Here is a 14,028-nt window from a genome sequence, read left to right as displayed (position 1 = left end):
GGATCGCCCGCGCCATGGGCTTCGACGGCAAGTGGTGCATCCACCCGGCCCAGATCGACACCGTCAACGCGACCTTCGTGCCGCCCGAGAAGGAGCTCGCCTGGGCGATCCGGGTGCTCGACGCCTGGCACGAGGCGAGCCGCCAGGGGCACGGCGCCATCAGCCTCGACGGCCGCATGGTCGACGTCGCCTCGATCCGCATGTCGCAGACGATCGTATCACGGGCAAGGCTTCGGTCGTGACTGCTGCAATTGTCGATTGCTACCTGATTGTCCTCCCGCCGCAGCCTGCTCCCTCCCCCCTTGTGGGGGAGGGGTGGGGAGGGGGGTAGCGGCACGGTGAAGTGCTTGCGTGTGTCGAATGGGGAGCCCGGTGATGGTGAAGGTGCTGGAGGGAATGCGCGTCGTCGAAGGGTCGGCGTTCGTGGCGGTGCCGTTCGCCGGGATGACGCTGGCGCAGCTCGGCGCCGATGTGATCCGGTTCGACCGCATCCGTGGCGGGCTCGACTATCACCGCTGGCCGGTGACCAAGGACAATCAGAGCCTGTTCTGGGCCGGGCTCAACAAGGGCAAGCGCTCGCTCGCCGTCGACATGTCGACGCCGCGCGGCCAGGAGATCGTCACCCGGCTGATCTGCGAGCCGGGACCGGACCGCGGCATGTTCCTCACCAATCTCCGGGTGCGCGGCTGGATGGACTACGACAACCTGCGCAAGCACCGGGAGGACCTGATCATGGTGTCGCTCTCCGGCGACCGTCACGGCGGCCCGGCCGTCGACTACACGGTGAACCCCGGTGTCGGCTTTCCCTCCGCCACCGGGCCGGAGGGCTCGCAGGACCCGGTCTGTCACGTGCTGCCGGCCTGGGATCTGATCACCGGCCAGAAGGCGGCGCTCGGCCTGATGGCGGCGGAGCGCCATCGCCGGCTCACCGGCAAGGGCCAGCTCGTCGAGCTCGCCCTAAAGGACGTCGCGCTGGCGACGCTCGGTCATCTCGGCATCATCGGCGAGGTGCAGGTCAACGGCTTCGACCGGCCGCGTTACGGCAACGCCCTCTACGGCGCCTACGGCCAGGACTTCGAGACCGCCGACGGCCGCCGGGTGATGATCGTCGCGCTCACCAATCGCCAGTGGGACGGGCTGCGCCACACCACGGGCCTGCACGAGGAGTTCGACGACCTTGGCGTGCGGCTCGGCCTGCGGCTGTCGCGCGAGGGCGACCGCTTCAAGGCCCGCAAGGAGATCACCGACATTCTGGCGCCCTGGTTCCGCGACCGCTGCGTCGAGGACTTTGCCGCCTCGCTCGACGAGCACGGCGTCACCTGGTCGGTGTTCCGCTCGTTCCGCCAGGTCACCGAGGAGGATCCGGACTGCTCGACCGCGAACCCGATGTTCACCCGGCTCGAGCAGCCCGGCATCGGCGAGTATCTGGTGCCCGGCACGCCGTTCAACTTCTCCGAGATCGAGCGCGAGCCGCCGCGCCGCGCCTCGCGGCTCGGCGAGCACACCGACCAGATCCTCTCCGAGATCGGCTATCCGGACCACGAGATCGCCTGGCTGCACGACCATCACATCGTCGCCGGCCCGAAGCGGTGAGGGCAGGGCCTCGGCGGACCTGATACGCGTCGGCCGTCGCACGCCCGACCGAGCGGAGAACCCCCGCATCGTCGGCGCTGTCGCCCTCCTTGTGGCGACGCGGCGCCCTCCGAGCACCATTCGGTCGCGCACCGGAACCGGTGCGCGGCAGCCGGCGTTCGCCCCGGTGAGCCGGCCCGCGGGCCGCACCCCGAGCGCCGGAGATCGCCATGGCCCAGCACCAGCAGCCCGCCCAGAAGCAGGATCAGCAGCCCGGTCGCGAAGCCGAGATGACGCCGCGGCCCGACTACGCCCCGCTGTTTCCCGGCGTCGGCAAGCTCGCCGGCCAGGTGGCGCTGATCACCGGCGGCGACAGCGGCATCGGGCGGGCCGTCGCTGTCGGCATGGCGAACGAGGGCGCCGACATCGCGATCGCCTATCTCGACGAGCACGATGACGCCGCCGAGACCAAGCGCGCTGTCGAGGCCGAGGGCCGGCGCTGCATCACGCTCGCCGGCGACATCGGCGATCCGCGGTTCTGCGCCGAGATCGTCGCCGAGACCGTGAAGACCTACGGCCGCCTCGACATCCTGGTCAACAACGCGGCCGAGCAGCACGTCACCGAGGACTTCACGCTGATCGACCCTGCCCAGGTCGAGCGCACCTTCCGCACCAACATCCTCGGCATGTTCTTCGTCACCAAGGAGGCGCTGAAGCATCTCGGCGAGGGCGCCTCGATCGTCAACACGACCTCGGTGACGGCCTACAAGGGCAACAAGACGCTGATCGACTACGCCTCGACGAAGGGCGCGATCGTCTCGTTCACGCGCTCGCTGGCGCAAGCGCTGGCCGAGAAGAGGATCCGCGTCAACGCGGTGGCGCCGGGGCCGATCTGGACGCCGCTGATCCCGGCGACGTTCGAGCCGGAGCGGGTCGAGCAGCACGGCGCCTCGGTCCCACTCGGCCGCGTCGGCCAGCCCAACGAGGTGGCGAGCTGCCACGTCTTCCTGGCGAGCCGGGAAGCTGCCTACATGACCGGCCAGGTGCTGCATCCGAACGGCGGAACGCCGGTCGACTCCTGAGCCCGCCGAAGGCGTCACGAACGCTGCCTGGAGTTTTACCGGTCGCGCTCATCCTTCGTTCAGGATGATCTCGGGCTAGACGTGACGTGGTAATTCTACGTGCTCATATATGAAAGCATCCCGTCGGCAGCGCCGAAACATTAACCCCAGCGCTCCGCGGTTCGAAATCATCGTATTCGGGACCGGGGTCATTAACTCTGCTTTCAGAGGTCGGGACTCTACTGGTCGCGGGTGGAATTTTACGGGTCGTGTACGGGCATGATGAGCGTTCCCTCCCTGATCGACGAGCTGGAGCGGACGCTGAGCGCGGGCTCCAGCGTGCAGCGCGCCGACATCCTGCGCCGCGTCAGTGATCTGTTCCTGCTCAACGTCGAGGCGTACACCGAAGACCATGTCGCCGTGTTCGACGACGTGATGCTGCATCTGATCGACAAGATCGAGCGCAGCGCGCTGATCCGCCTGTCGAAGCAGCTCGCGCCCGCCGCCAACGCCCCGATCCGCACCGTCCATTCGCTCGCCGAGCACGACGACATCGAGATCTCCGGGCCGCTGATCGAGCGCTCGAAGATCCTCTCCGACGACTTCCTGATCGAGCTCGCCAAGACCAAGAGCCAGGCCCATCTCGCCGCCATCGCGGGCCGCGAGACGCTGACCGAGCGGGTCACCGAGGTGCTGGTCGACCGCGGCGACGACGAGGTCACGCTCAAGGTCACGGGCAATCACGGCGCCCGCTTCTCGCGGCCGAGCATCATGAAGGTGGCCGAGAAGGCGCAGTCGGACGGCCGCCTGGCCGAGCAGTTCGTCGCCCGCTCCGACATTCCGCCGGACGTCTTCCAGCATCTGCTCCGCAAGGCCACCGAGGTGGTCAAGAACCGGCTCCTCAAGAACGCCGATTCCGACATGCGGGTGCGCATCACCAAGACGCTCGCCGACATCGCGACCGAGGTGGCGCGCGAGCGTGCGCAGGTCGACAAGGACAGCTATTCGCCCGGGACCGTGCTGCATCTCGACGCCGACCGGCTGAAGTCGAAGGTCGGCGAGCTGGCGCGCGCCGGCAAGCGCACCGAGACGATCGAGGCGCTCGCCGGGCTGAGCAAGCTGCCGGTGCCGACGGTGAAGAACCTGATGCGCCAGGGGGCGACCGACGGGCTCTTGATCCTGTGCAAGTCGATCGGGCTCGGCTGGCCCGACGCCAAGCGGGTGCTAGCCACCGTCGGCAACGTGTCCGGCGAGGCGGAGACCAAGAAGGCCTTCGAGCGCTACCTCGCGCTCACCGCCGACACGGCCAACCGGGTGGTGCGCTTCGTCAAGTCGTGCAAGGCGATCTCCAAGGCCGATTTCCAGCGCATGCTGTGACGGCCCGTGCCGCGGCGAGAGCTGCCGTGATAGAAGGGCAGGGCCTGCTGCCGGCTTCCACCGGCCGTGCGACGACCCCGGTTCCGCTGCCCACCGTTCTGCTGCCATGACGCTCTGCTTCGCCTACGGATCCAACATAAGCCGCGCGCTGATGCGCCGGCGCTGCCCGACCGCCCGCGAGATCGGCGTCGGCGTGCTCGACGGCCATGCCGTGATCGTCAACGACGACGGCTACGCCACCGTGGTGCCGGCCGCCGGCGGCCGGGTCGAAGGGGTGCTCTGGCGCCTCGGACCGCGCGACCGCGCCGCCCTCAATGCCTACGAGCGCACCGACATCGGCCTCTATCGGGCCGTGACGTTGCCGGTGCGGCTCGCCCGCCGGCGCGTCCCGGCGCTGGTCTATGTCGCGCGCTCGCGCCGCGCCGGAAAGCCGCGGCCCGGCTACATGGCCCTGGTGGTCGGTGCCGCCCGCGAGGTCGGTCTCTCGGCGGCCCATGTGGCGGCGCTCGCCCGCATGGCGCCGGCGGGCCTTTCGGGCGCCCGGGGGCGCGAGATCGGAGAGATCGCGTGAACGAGCCCGGCACCGTCGTCCTGCACCTCCTGGTGCGCGGCCGCGTCCAGGGCGTCGGCTATCGCGGCTGGAGCGAGCACGAAGCGACCCGCCTCGGCCTCGAGGGCTGGGTGCGCAACCGGGTCGGCGGCGCCGTCGAGATCGTCGTCGCCGGGCCGGCCGAGCCGGTCGAGGCCTTCGTCGCGGCATGCCGGCGCGGCCCGTTCCGGGCCCGTGTCGACGACATCGCGATCGACCAGGCGACGGCCCGCGAGCTCGAGCACCGCCGCCCGGGCGAGCGGTTTTCCGTGCTGTCGACGATGTGAGACAGGAGCGATCCTGTTTCCAGCCCTCGCTCTGCAGTCCTCATGGTGGGAGCGATCCGAAGGATCGCGTCTCGAACCATGTGGCCGAGACCGTGGCCGCCCCCGCCCTTCGAGACGCCGCCTTCGGCGGCTCCTCGGGACGAGGGCGGAGCAGTCTCAATCCCCGTGGTCGCGCGCCGGCTGAAACACCTCGGGCGGCGGGCCGGGCCGGGGGCGGACCGGGCCGAACACCGCCTCGAACGACGCCTTCAAAAGCGTGTCGACCTCCGGCATCTCGACCAGGTGGCCGAGATCGACCAGGCTGGTGACGCCGTAACGCGGGTCGGCGATGCCGCACGGCACGATGCCGGAGAAATGCGAGAGGTCCGGGTCGACGTTGAGGCTGATGCCGTGCAGGCTCACCCAGCGCTTCAGCCGCACCCCGATGGCGGCGATCTTGTCCTCGCGGCCTTCGCCCCGCTCCGGCCGCGCCACCCAGACGCCGACCCGGCCGTCGCGCGTCTCGCCGCGGATGTTGAGCCGCGCCAGCGTGCCGATGATCCACGCCTCCAGCGACGCCACGAACCAGCGCACGTCGGGCTTCCGCCTCCGCAGGTCGAGCATCACATAGGCCACCCGCTGGCCGGGGCCGTGATAGGTGAGCTGGCCGCCGCGCCCGGCCGTGTGGACGGGGAAGCGGCTATCCAAAAGATCCTCGGCCCGCGTGCTGGTGCCGGCCGTGTAGAGGGGCGGGTGCTCGATCAGCCAGACCAGCTCGGGCGCCGTGCCGGCCGCGATCGCGGCGGCGCGCGCCTCCATGACGGCGAGCGCCTGCGCGTACTCCACCGGCGCGTCGGCGATGCGCCACTCGACCGGCGCGAGCGAGGAGGGGCGCGCCGCATCCGCGGCCGGCGCGTCGGGAGCGATGCTGATCACGTCCTGACCGGACCTCTTATCTCGAAGGCTTCTACTGGCCGTGTATATCGCGCCGGACGGCCTCTGTTTCCAGCCCGTATCCGGGCCGGAACGCCTCGTGCCGTCGATTCAATCCCAGATTGGTGCTGCCCGGACCGGACGACGAGCGATCCGGGAGGGCGCGGCGTTGTCAAGGCGCCGTGCGGCGGGCCTTGCCACCCTTTCGCGCGAGGCTCCTGATCGCGTCTCCGACGAGATCCCGAAGCCACCGGTGGCCGGGATCGCGCTCGTGGCGCCGATGCCAGAGCTGGACGAAGCTCAGCTCCGGCACCCGCACCGGAACCGGGATCGGGAACGCGACGAGTCCGGCCGAGCCGGGCAGCAGTCCGACCAGCCGTCGACGTGAATGTGCGATCAGATCGGTGCCGCGCACCAGCGCCGGCACCGCGATGTAGTGCGAGACCGTCGCCATCACCCGGCGATCCAGGCCCATGGCGGCGAGGATCGTGTCGATCTGGATGCCCGAGTCGAGGTTCGGTGCGACCGTGACGTGCGGGCAGGCGAGATAGGACTGCTCGTCCATGCGGCCGCGCCGGAGCAGCGGATGACGACGATCGGCGACGCACACCAGCCTGTCGCGGTACAGCTCCTGAGACTGGATCTCCGCCGGCACCTCCGGGAACACGCCGACCGCGAGATCCACCTCGTCCTCGGCGATGCGCGTGCAGGTGGCGCGCGGGCCGGACGTGCTCACGACGAGATCGACACCCGGCGCCTGTTCCCTGAGACGCCGCACGATCGTCGGCAGCACCTCGATGCTCATCGCGTCGCTCATCGACAGCGAGAACGAGCGGCGCGTGGTCGCCGGATCGAACGCGGCCCTGGCCGTCAGCACCGAATGGATGTCGGACAGCACGTCGCGAACCGGCTGGATCAGCTCCAGCGCGACTTCTGTCGGCTGCATGCCGTGCGGACCGCGCGTCAGCACCGGATCACCGAACAAGATCCTCAGGCGTCGCAAGGCATGGCTCAGCGCGGATTGCGTCACGCCGAGCTTGTCGGCGGCTCGGGTCACGTTGCGCTCGGCGATCAGCACATCGAACGCGACCAGCAGATTGAGATCGACCGACCGAAGATTCATGACGCACCGCACAAATGAATCGCATTCATTGCGTCATGACCATTACATGAATTCCCGTCCTGACAAAGCACGGCTAGCCTCGCTTCCGGAAACGCTCTCGCCCCTCGAGTCTGACCCCCGAACGCTGCGCCGTCCCGGCCAACAAGACCGCTTCAGGAGTAGACCATGCTGACGCCCGCCCCCGTGGGGGACCGCGCGCGACTGGACGACATCGTCGCCCGCATCGAACGCCTGCCCATCTCCACCTGGCACGTGAAGGCGCGTGTCGTCATCGGCACCGCGACCTTCTTCGACGCCTTCGACGCGCTGGCGATCGCCTTCGTGCTGCCGGTGCTGGCGCCACTGTGGAAGCTGTCGTCGCCACAAATCGGCTTGATGATCTCGGTCGGCTATCTCGGCCAGCTCGTCGGCGCGCTCGCCTTCGGCTGGCTGGCGCAGCGCCACGGTCGCGTGAAAGCGATGATCTGGGCCGTGCTCCTGTTCGCCACCATGAGCCTCGCCTGCGCGTTCGCCTGGAGCTACGAGTCGCTGCTGGTGTTCCGCACCCTGCAGGGGCTCGGCCTCGGCGGCGAGGTGCCGATCGCCGCCGTCTACATCAGCGAGATCGCCAAGGCGAAGGGGCGCGGCCGCTTCGTGCTGCTCTACGAGGTGATCTTCCCGGTGGGTCTCGTCGCCTCCGGCCTGCTCGGGCGCTGGATCGTGCCGCATCTCGGCTGGCATTACATGTTCCTGATCGGCGCCATCCCGGCCATCCTGGTCGTGTTCATGCAGCGCATCCTGCCGGAATCGCCGCGCTGGCTCGCCACCCGTGGTCGCTTGGACGAGGCCGAGCAGGCGCTCGCCTATATCGAGCGCGCGACCGAGAAGGCGACCGGCGCGCCGCTTCCGCCTCCCGGGCCGGTCGCGGCGTCGCACGACAAGCCGGCGTCCTGGAGCGACCTGTTCGGCCCACGCTATCTGCGCCGGACGCTCGTGGTGTGGACGATCTGGTTCTCGGCCTACCTGATCACCTACGGGCTGACGGTCTGGCTGCCGACCATCTACCGCACCGTCTTCAACCTGCCGCTCGCCGACGCGCTGCAGTACGGCCTGATCACCCAGGTGGTCGGCCTGTGCGGGACGCTCACCTGCGCGCTCAGCATCGACCGGCTCGGCCGCCGGCCGTGGTTCGCGCTCGCCTTCGCCGGCGCCGCGACGGCGCTGTGCGCCCTCTGGCTGATCGGCGCCGGCACCCCGGTCCGCGTCCTCGTTCTCGTCAGCACCGCGTTCTTCTTCTCCTCGGTCCTGTCGATCGGCGTCTACCTCTACACGCCGGAGCTCTATCCGACCCGCGCCCGCGCCATCGCGGTCTCCACCGCCACGGCATGGCTGCGGTTCGCCTCGATGATCGGGCCGAGCATCGTGGGCGCCATGATCGGCATCGGGCTCGAGGCCGTGTTCCTCGCCTTCGGCCTCGTCGCCGCGTTGGCGGCCGTGATCACGGCGGTCTTCGCCATCGAGACCAAGGGCCGCGTGCTGGAGGAGATCTCGCCCTGACCGCGCCCGTGCTTTCACCTCGATCCGACACCATCCTCAGGACCAGACCCATGACGACAAGAAAGACCGTCGGCGACCACCTCTACGTGGCGACGCTGCTGCCCTACGACCGGCACATGAAGATCGACGAGGCCGCCTATCGCCGCTTCCTGCGCCACTTCCTCGACAACGAGCGCTTCGTGAGGATGGGCGGCGGCCTGTGCATCAACCCGGAGGCGGGCGAGATCTTCTACCTCACCCGCGCCGAGAAGCGTCGCGTGCTGGAGATCGCCCAGGAGGAGAACAACGGCAAGGTGCCGCTGATCGCCGGCACCTGGGCGCTCACCACCGAGGAGACGGTGGAGACCGCCAAGGACTGCAAGGCCCTCGGCGTCGACGGCATCTTCGTCACGCCGCCCGGCGGCGCCCAGGACGTCACCTCGTGCTGGGACGCCGACGGCTATCCGGAAATCTGGCTCGACCAGATCGTCGCGCAGGACCGCGCCGTCGATTTGCCGATCGTCACGCATCCGGTCGGCGGCGCCAAGCCGCCGTTCTATCCGGGCCTGCCGCTCGGCGCGACGCTGCGGATCTGCCGCGAGGTGCCCAACATCGTCGGCTGGAAGATGACCTACATGTACGACGGCTTCCGGCTGATCGCGAAGGGCCTGCGCTCGCTCGACCGGCACGTCGCGATCATGGGCGCGCTGGCGTCGCGCTGGCACGAGTACAAGGCGACCGGCCTGTTCGACGGCACGCTGTCGGGATTCTGGAACTTCGCGCTCGAGCCGATGATGGATCACCTCGAAGCGTGGGACCGCAACGACGTCGTGAAGGCCCGCGAGATCTGGGACGGCGGCCTCTCCGAGCTGCACGACTATGTCGCCGACATGGGCCGCCTGCACATCCGCTACAAGACCGCGACCTGGATCGCCGGGCTGATCCCGAACCCGTTCATGCGCGCGCCGATGCCGAAGCCGAGCCGGGCCGAGATCGAGACCCTGCACCGCCTGCTCTCGCGGGTCGGCGTCCCGGTGATCGACATCGCGGAGACCCGGGCGGTCGCGTGATCTGGGCAGGCGTCGTTATCAGACGTTTGCAGAGTTCGTCATTCCGGGGCGCGCCGAAGGCGCGAACCCGGAATCCAGCGGCGAACTCCGTCTTCCGAGCTGGATTCCGGGTTCGGCGCTACGCGCCGCCCCGGAATGACCCGTGATGTAAAGTCCGCGTCGGCGCCCACGACGACCACCGAGTGCCTTTCGTCTACTCCTACTCGGCGGCCTGGCCGGCGGCCCAGCCGACGGCGGCCGCGCCCTTGAGGCCGAGGATCTGCCGGGCCTCGGTCGGTGTCGCCACCGGGATGCTCAGCGCCGCCGCGATCGTCATGATGCGCTCGACCTGCTCGGCGCTCGACTTCGCCAGGACCTTCGGGGCGAGATAGAGATTGTCTTCCAGGCCGACCCGGACGTTGCCGCCCATGCCCATGGCGGTCGCCATCATCGGGAGCTGGGCGCGACCCGCCGCGGAGAGCGACCAGGTGAAGTTCTTCTCGCCGATCATCCGGCAGGCCGACTCGTGCAGGAACACGAGGTTCGCAACGTTCGCCTGCATGCCGCCCAGGATGCCGAGCACGAACTGCAGATGGATCGGCGCCTTCAGCACGCCGGTCGTGAGCAGGAACTGCACGTTGGACAGCATGCCGGCGTCGTAGACCTCGAGCTCCGGCTTGGTGCCGGCCGCGGTCATGAAGGTGGCGAACTCGGCGAGTGTTTTAAAAGTGTTCGGGAAGATCCAGTCGTCGGTCGCCCGGATGAACGGCACCTCCCAGTCGTGCTTCGGCTCCTTCAGCTTGTCGGCGAGCGGATGGAACGCGAAGTTCATCGAACCGGTGTTGAGCGAGGCGAGCTCGGGCTTCAGGAGCGCGACCGAGCGTGCCCGGTCGGCGACCGTCATCTCCTTCGAGCCGCCCGTCGTGATGCAGATCGGCGCGTCGGTGCGGGCGCTGATCTTCTTGACGATCTCCTCGTAGAGCGTCGGGTCGGCGGAGGGCTTGCCGGTCCCGGGGTCGCGCGCGTGAACGTGGACGATCGCGGCGCCGGCCTTCGCGGCCGCGACGGCGTCGTTGGCGATCTCGTCCGGCGTCACCGGCAGATAGGGCGACATGCTCGGCGTGTGCACCGACCCGGTGACGGCCGCCGTGATGATCAGTTTCGACATTGAGAGTCCTTCGGTTCGGGGATGAGACGTGTGGTCGGGGGGGGGCCGCGGGCGGTCTCACCTCTCCCCGCGCGGCGGGGAGAGGGAACGGCGGCGCGTGCCGCTAGTCTCGGGCTTTCTTCAGGTGATCGACGACGCGCTTCTTCAGCGCGGCCTGCGCCTCGGGCGTCCAGCGGCGGAAGCCTTCGCCCGATTTCATGCCGAGGCGGCCTTCCTTCACCAGCGCTTCGAGATACGGCGACGGACCCGGCCGCGCCTCGATGGCCGGCAGCACAGTCTGGTGGATCGCCAGCGTCAGGTCGGTGCCGACGAGATCGGCGTTCTCCAGCGGACCGAGCACGGCGAGGCGGCGGCCGAAGCTCGCCTTGATCACCGTGTCGACCGTCTCGGCGTCGCAGATGCCGTGCTCGACCAGCGACACCGCCTCGCGCCACAAGGCATGTTGAAGCCGGTTGCCGACGAAGCCCGGGACGTCCTTCTTGACGTGCACGGGCGTCTTGCCGGCCTGCGCGTGCAAGTCCATCGTGAACGCGATGGTGGCCTCCGACGTCCACTCGGTGCCGATCACCTCGACGAGCGGCACCAGGAAGGGCGGGTTCCACCAATGCGTCCCGACGGCGCGCTCGCGCCGCGTCAGGTTCCGCATGATCTCGGTGATCGGGATCACCGAGGTGTTGCTGGCGAGGATTGCGGTGGCCGGCGCTGCAGCTTCGACCGCGGCGAACAGCTCGCGCTTGAGCGCAAGATTCTCGGACGCCGCCTCGACGACGAAGTCGGCGTCACGGACCGCCTCGGCCAGGCTCTCGACCGGGCGGATGCGCCGCACGGCCGAGACGTCCTCGCCGAGGTCGATCAGGTTCGCCTCGACGCGGGAGAGCGCGCTCGCCAGCGTTGGCGCGTGGGCGTCCGTGATCGTGACGCTGTGTCCGGCGAGGGCGAACACCTGGGCGATGCCGTGCCCCATCATGCCGGCACCGATGACGGCGACGCGCACCGATTTCGCTGGCGCGAGCGGTGTCCCGGTCGTGCTCATGGGTCAGCCCGCCGTGTAGCCGCCGTCGGCGTAGAGGATGTGCCCGGTGTAGAAGTCGGACGCCGCCGAGGCGAGGAAGAGCAGGGGGCCGGCGAGGTCGGAGGGCTCGCCGAGACGGCCCTTCGGCACGCGGGCCAGGAACGCCGGGCGGACGCCGCGCGCCTTCTCGGTGTCCTCGTACATCCACGCCGTCAGGGCCGAACGGAAGACCGTCGGAGCGATGGCGTTGACCGTGATGCCGGTCGGTCCGAGCTCGCAGCCCAGCGCCTTGGTGATGCCGTCGACGGCGGACTTCGAGGCGCAGTAGGCCGTATAACCGGCCGGGTGGCCGAGGAGGCCGCGGGCCGACGACATCAGGATGATCTTGCCGCCGTCGCCCTGCGCCAGCATCTGCCGCGATGCCGAGCGTGCCATCAGCCACGACTGGGTGACGTTGGCGTCCATGACGTCCTCGAAGCGGTCGGGCGTCATGTCCCCGATCTTGGCGACGTCGTTCTTGCCGGAGCCGACCACCAGGATGTCGAGCCGGCCGAAGGTCTCGACCGCGGCGGCGACGATGGCGTCGCAGTTCTTCTCGTTGCCGGGGCGCAGCCCCACCACCTTCACCTCGGCGCCGAGCGCCCTGCACGCGTCCGCCACCTTGTCGAGCTCGGCAGCGTTGCCGGCGGCGATCACCAGCTTCGCGCCGGCGCCGGCCAGCACCTTGGCGGCGAGCGCGCCGAACGCCCCCGAGGCGCCGGTGACGATCGCGGTCTTGCCGCGCACGTCGAACAGCGACAGCGGGTTCTTCAGGAAGTCCTCGGACATGATGCGTCCTCCATGGACGACGCTCCCGGCGGGGAGCACGGATCGCCGCAGACGGAGCCCGACGGCGCATTCGCGCGCCGCCAGGCCTCCGCCGCCGCGACGTCTCTGATCAGCTCAACCCTTGGGGGCGGCGACCGCCACCAGGATGGTGCAGACCTCGTTGCCGCGATTGACGATCTCGCGGCTCTCGTCGGGCGCGATCGTGCAGGCGTCCATCGGCTTCAGCACCGTCTCCTTGCCGTCGACGATGACGGTCAGCTCGCCCGCCAGCACGAAGTAGACCTTCTCGGGCGGCGAGGCGTCGGGACCGGCGCCGCCGCCGGGGAGGAAGTGCGAGATGCCGACCACCACGCCGGTGGTGCCGCCCGCCTCGGCGCCGAACACCCGCAGCGGCATGCAGCCGCGGTGGTTCGGCGCGTCGTAGGTCTTCAGCTCGGAGAAGCGACGGACCTGCATCAGAAGCGCTCCCCGGACTCGATGCGGTACGTGCCCTTGGGGTCTGCCATCGCGACCAGGCGGATGATGCAGCCGTCGCCGCGCTCCCAGCGCCACGGGAACATGGCGAAGGTGCAGCGCCGCCCGGTGACCTTGTCGATCTCGCCGCCGACGTTCTCGATGCCGAGGATGCCGTTCGTGAACAGGAGCCGGTGCACCGGCTCCCACTCCGGATGGTCGTCCTTCCAGTCGCGCCCGCCGGACCACTTCTTGTACTCGGCGGCGAGGTGCGGATGGATCGGGCCGTTGCGGTGCGGGCCGATGGCGGTGGCGAGCGGATGGTCGTTCGCCTGGGTGTCGTGGCCGACCACCTTCACCTTCTTCTCGACGAACCATTCGCCGGCCGACTTCACGAAGCCGGGCGACAGGCAGAAGTACTCCTCGCTGTCCTCGTACTTCTCGTGCCAGCCGGTGTTGACGATGACGACGTCGCGCGGGCGCACCAGCTTGCCGGCGGCCTTCTCGAGGTCGTCGTAGCCGATCGGCTCCCACTGCTTCTTGGGGATCGAGACGACGATGCCCGAGCCGAAGAAGTGCGGCAGCGGCACCTCGTCCATGAACGGCGTTCCCTCGACGACGTGGGCCGGCGCGTCGATGTGGGTGGTGTGGTGCATGCTCGTCGTGATGCGCTGCGACAGCACGCCCGACTTCGCCATGTAGTGGATGCGCTCGATCTGGACGTCCTGGAAGTACGGCCAGTTCGGCTTCTGCAGGCCGAACGGATGGGAGAGGTCGTAGAACTCGAGTCCCATCGTGTTCTCGAGATTGCCTTCCATCGTCACGCCCCGGATCACCGGCATTGCTCGTCTCCTGTGTGAGAGTTGGACATCGTAATGGCCCGCAATGTGAGACGTCTGTACTGCATGGTGGTCGTTCGGGTCAACGCACGACGTCATGCAGCCGCGGCGCGGCAGCTCGCCGCGGGGCGCAGCCGGCGTCTCGGCGAACGGCGGGCAGGGCGCGACCGAAAATCACAGAAGCGATTGACGGGCGGCGCTTTCGCGACATGGACCGGCGACGATGTCGCGGCCCCGGGCGCG

Annotated in this window: 14 protein-coding genes and 1 pseudogene; 8 read left to right on the top strand and 7 right to left on the bottom strand. The window is 69.2% G+C overall.

Annotation, left to right across the window (positions count from 1 at the left end; all coding sequences use genetic code 11):
• The 6 genes and pseudogenes from ABTU92_RS06795 to ABTU92_RS06770 form a co-directional block, all read left to right on the top strand.
• A pseudogene (locus ABTU92_RS06795) lies at positions 1 to 242 on the top strand (CoA ester lyase); the annotation flags it as partial.
• Between the two features lie 133 nt (positions 243 to 375).
• Positions 376 to 1,593 carry a CoA transferase gene (locus ABTU92_RS06790; protein ID WP_408088928.1) on the top strand — a complete coding sequence of 406 codons (1,218 nt, stop codon included), beginning with the start codon at positions 376 to 378 and terminating at the stop codon, positions 1,591 to 1,593.
• A 209-nt stretch (positions 1,594 to 1,802) separates the two neighbouring features.
• Positions 1,803 to 2,654, top strand: coding sequence for an SDR family oxidoreductase (locus ABTU92_RS06785; protein WP_408088926.1), 852 nt, complete (start codon positions 1,803 to 1,805; stop codon positions 2,652 to 2,654).
• Positions 2,655 to 2,912: 258 nt separating this feature from the next.
• Complete coding sequence (locus ABTU92_RS06780) at positions 2,913 to 4,010, top strand: DUF2336 domain-containing protein (RefSeq protein WP_408088924.1); 1,098 nt, start codon at positions 2,913 to 2,915, stop codon at positions 4,008 to 4,010.
• A gap of 106 nt (positions 4,011 to 4,116) precedes the next feature.
• Positions 4,117 to 4,581 carry a gamma-glutamylcyclotransferase family protein gene (locus ABTU92_RS06775; RefSeq protein WP_408088922.1) on the top strand — a complete coding sequence of 155 codons (465 nt, stop codon included), beginning with the start codon at positions 4,117 to 4,119 and terminating at the stop codon, positions 4,579 to 4,581.
• Positions 4,578 to 4,886 (top strand): acylphosphatase, encoded by a 309-nt coding sequence (locus ABTU92_RS06770; RefSeq protein ID WP_408088920.1) that lies wholly within the window; start codon positions 4,578 to 4,580, stop codon positions 4,884 to 4,886. The genes ABTU92_RS06775 and ABTU92_RS06770 overlap by 4 nt, the downstream gene beginning before the upstream one ends.
• A gap of 156 nt (positions 4,887 to 5,042) precedes the next feature.
• On the opposite strand, the gene lipB is transcribed toward ABTU92_RS06770, so the two are convergent.
• Entirely contained in the window at positions 5,043 to 5,798 is a 756-nt protein-coding gene (gene lipB, locus ABTU92_RS06765; RefSeq protein WP_408088932.1) for a lipoyl(octanoyl) transferase LipB, read from the bottom strand.
• A 172-nt stretch (positions 5,799 to 5,970) separates the two neighbouring features.
• On the bottom strand, positions 5,971 to 6,921 hold the full coding sequence (locus ABTU92_RS06760) for a LysR family transcriptional regulator (protein ID WP_408088918.1): 951 nt from the start codon (positions 6,919 to 6,921) through the stop codon (positions 5,971 to 5,973).
• A 165-nt stretch (positions 6,922 to 7,086) separates the two neighbouring features.
• On the opposite strand from ABTU92_RS06760, the gene ABTU92_RS06755 reads away from it, so the two are divergent.
• Entirely contained in the window at positions 7,087 to 8,457 is a 1,371-nt protein-coding gene (locus tag ABTU92_RS06755) for an MFS transporter (RefSeq protein ID WP_408088916.1), read from the top strand.
• Between the two features lie 50 nt (positions 8,458 to 8,507).
• Positions 8,508 to 9,506: a dihydrodipicolinate synthase family protein gene (locus ABTU92_RS06750; protein ID WP_408088914.1), complete on the top strand. Its 999-nt coding sequence runs from the start codon at positions 8,508 to 8,510 to the stop codon at positions 9,504 to 9,506.
• A gap of 199 nt (positions 9,507 to 9,705) precedes the next feature.
• Here ABTU92_RS06750 and ABTU92_RS06745 read toward each other — a convergent pair whose 3' ends face one another.
• From ABTU92_RS06745 to ABTU92_RS06725, 5 genes are all read right to left on the bottom strand, one after another.
• Positions 9,706 to 10,653 carry a 3-keto-5-aminohexanoate cleavage protein gene (locus ABTU92_RS06745; protein ID WP_408088912.1) on the bottom strand — a complete coding sequence of 316 codons (948 nt, stop codon included), beginning with the start codon at positions 10,651 to 10,653 and terminating at the stop codon, positions 9,706 to 9,708.
• A gap of 103 nt (positions 10,654 to 10,756) precedes the next feature.
• Entirely contained in the window at positions 10,757 to 11,686 is a 930-nt protein-coding gene (locus ABTU92_RS06740) for a 3-hydroxyacyl-CoA dehydrogenase family protein (protein ID WP_408088910.1), read from the bottom strand.
• Positions 11,687 to 11,689: 3 nt separating this feature from the next.
• Positions 11,690 to 12,493, bottom strand: a complete 804-nt coding sequence (locus tag ABTU92_RS06735) for an SDR family NAD(P)-dependent oxidoreductase (protein WP_408088908.1) — start codon at positions 12,491 to 12,493, stop codon at positions 11,690 to 11,692.
• A gap of 114 nt (positions 12,494 to 12,607) precedes the next feature.
• Complete coding sequence (locus tag ABTU92_RS06730) at positions 12,608 to 12,949, bottom strand: cupin domain-containing protein (protein WP_408088906.1); 342 nt, start codon at positions 12,947 to 12,949, stop codon at positions 12,608 to 12,610.
• Complete coding sequence (locus ABTU92_RS06725) at positions 12,949 to 13,788, bottom strand: cyclase family protein (RefSeq protein WP_408088904.1); 840 nt, start codon at positions 13,786 to 13,788, stop codon at positions 12,949 to 12,951. The genes ABTU92_RS06730 and ABTU92_RS06725 overlap by 1 nt, the downstream gene beginning before the upstream one ends.
• Positions 13,789 to 14,028: the final 240 nt, after the last annotated feature.

Source organism: Rhodoplanes sp. SY1, assembly GCF_046000175.1.
Taxonomy (GTDB): domain Bacteria; phylum Pseudomonadota; class Alphaproteobacteria; order Rhizobiales; family Xanthobacteraceae; genus Rhodoplanes.
The sequence above is the reverse complement of the archived record's forward strand: the minus strand, read 5'-3'. Positions and strand labels throughout refer to the sequence as shown.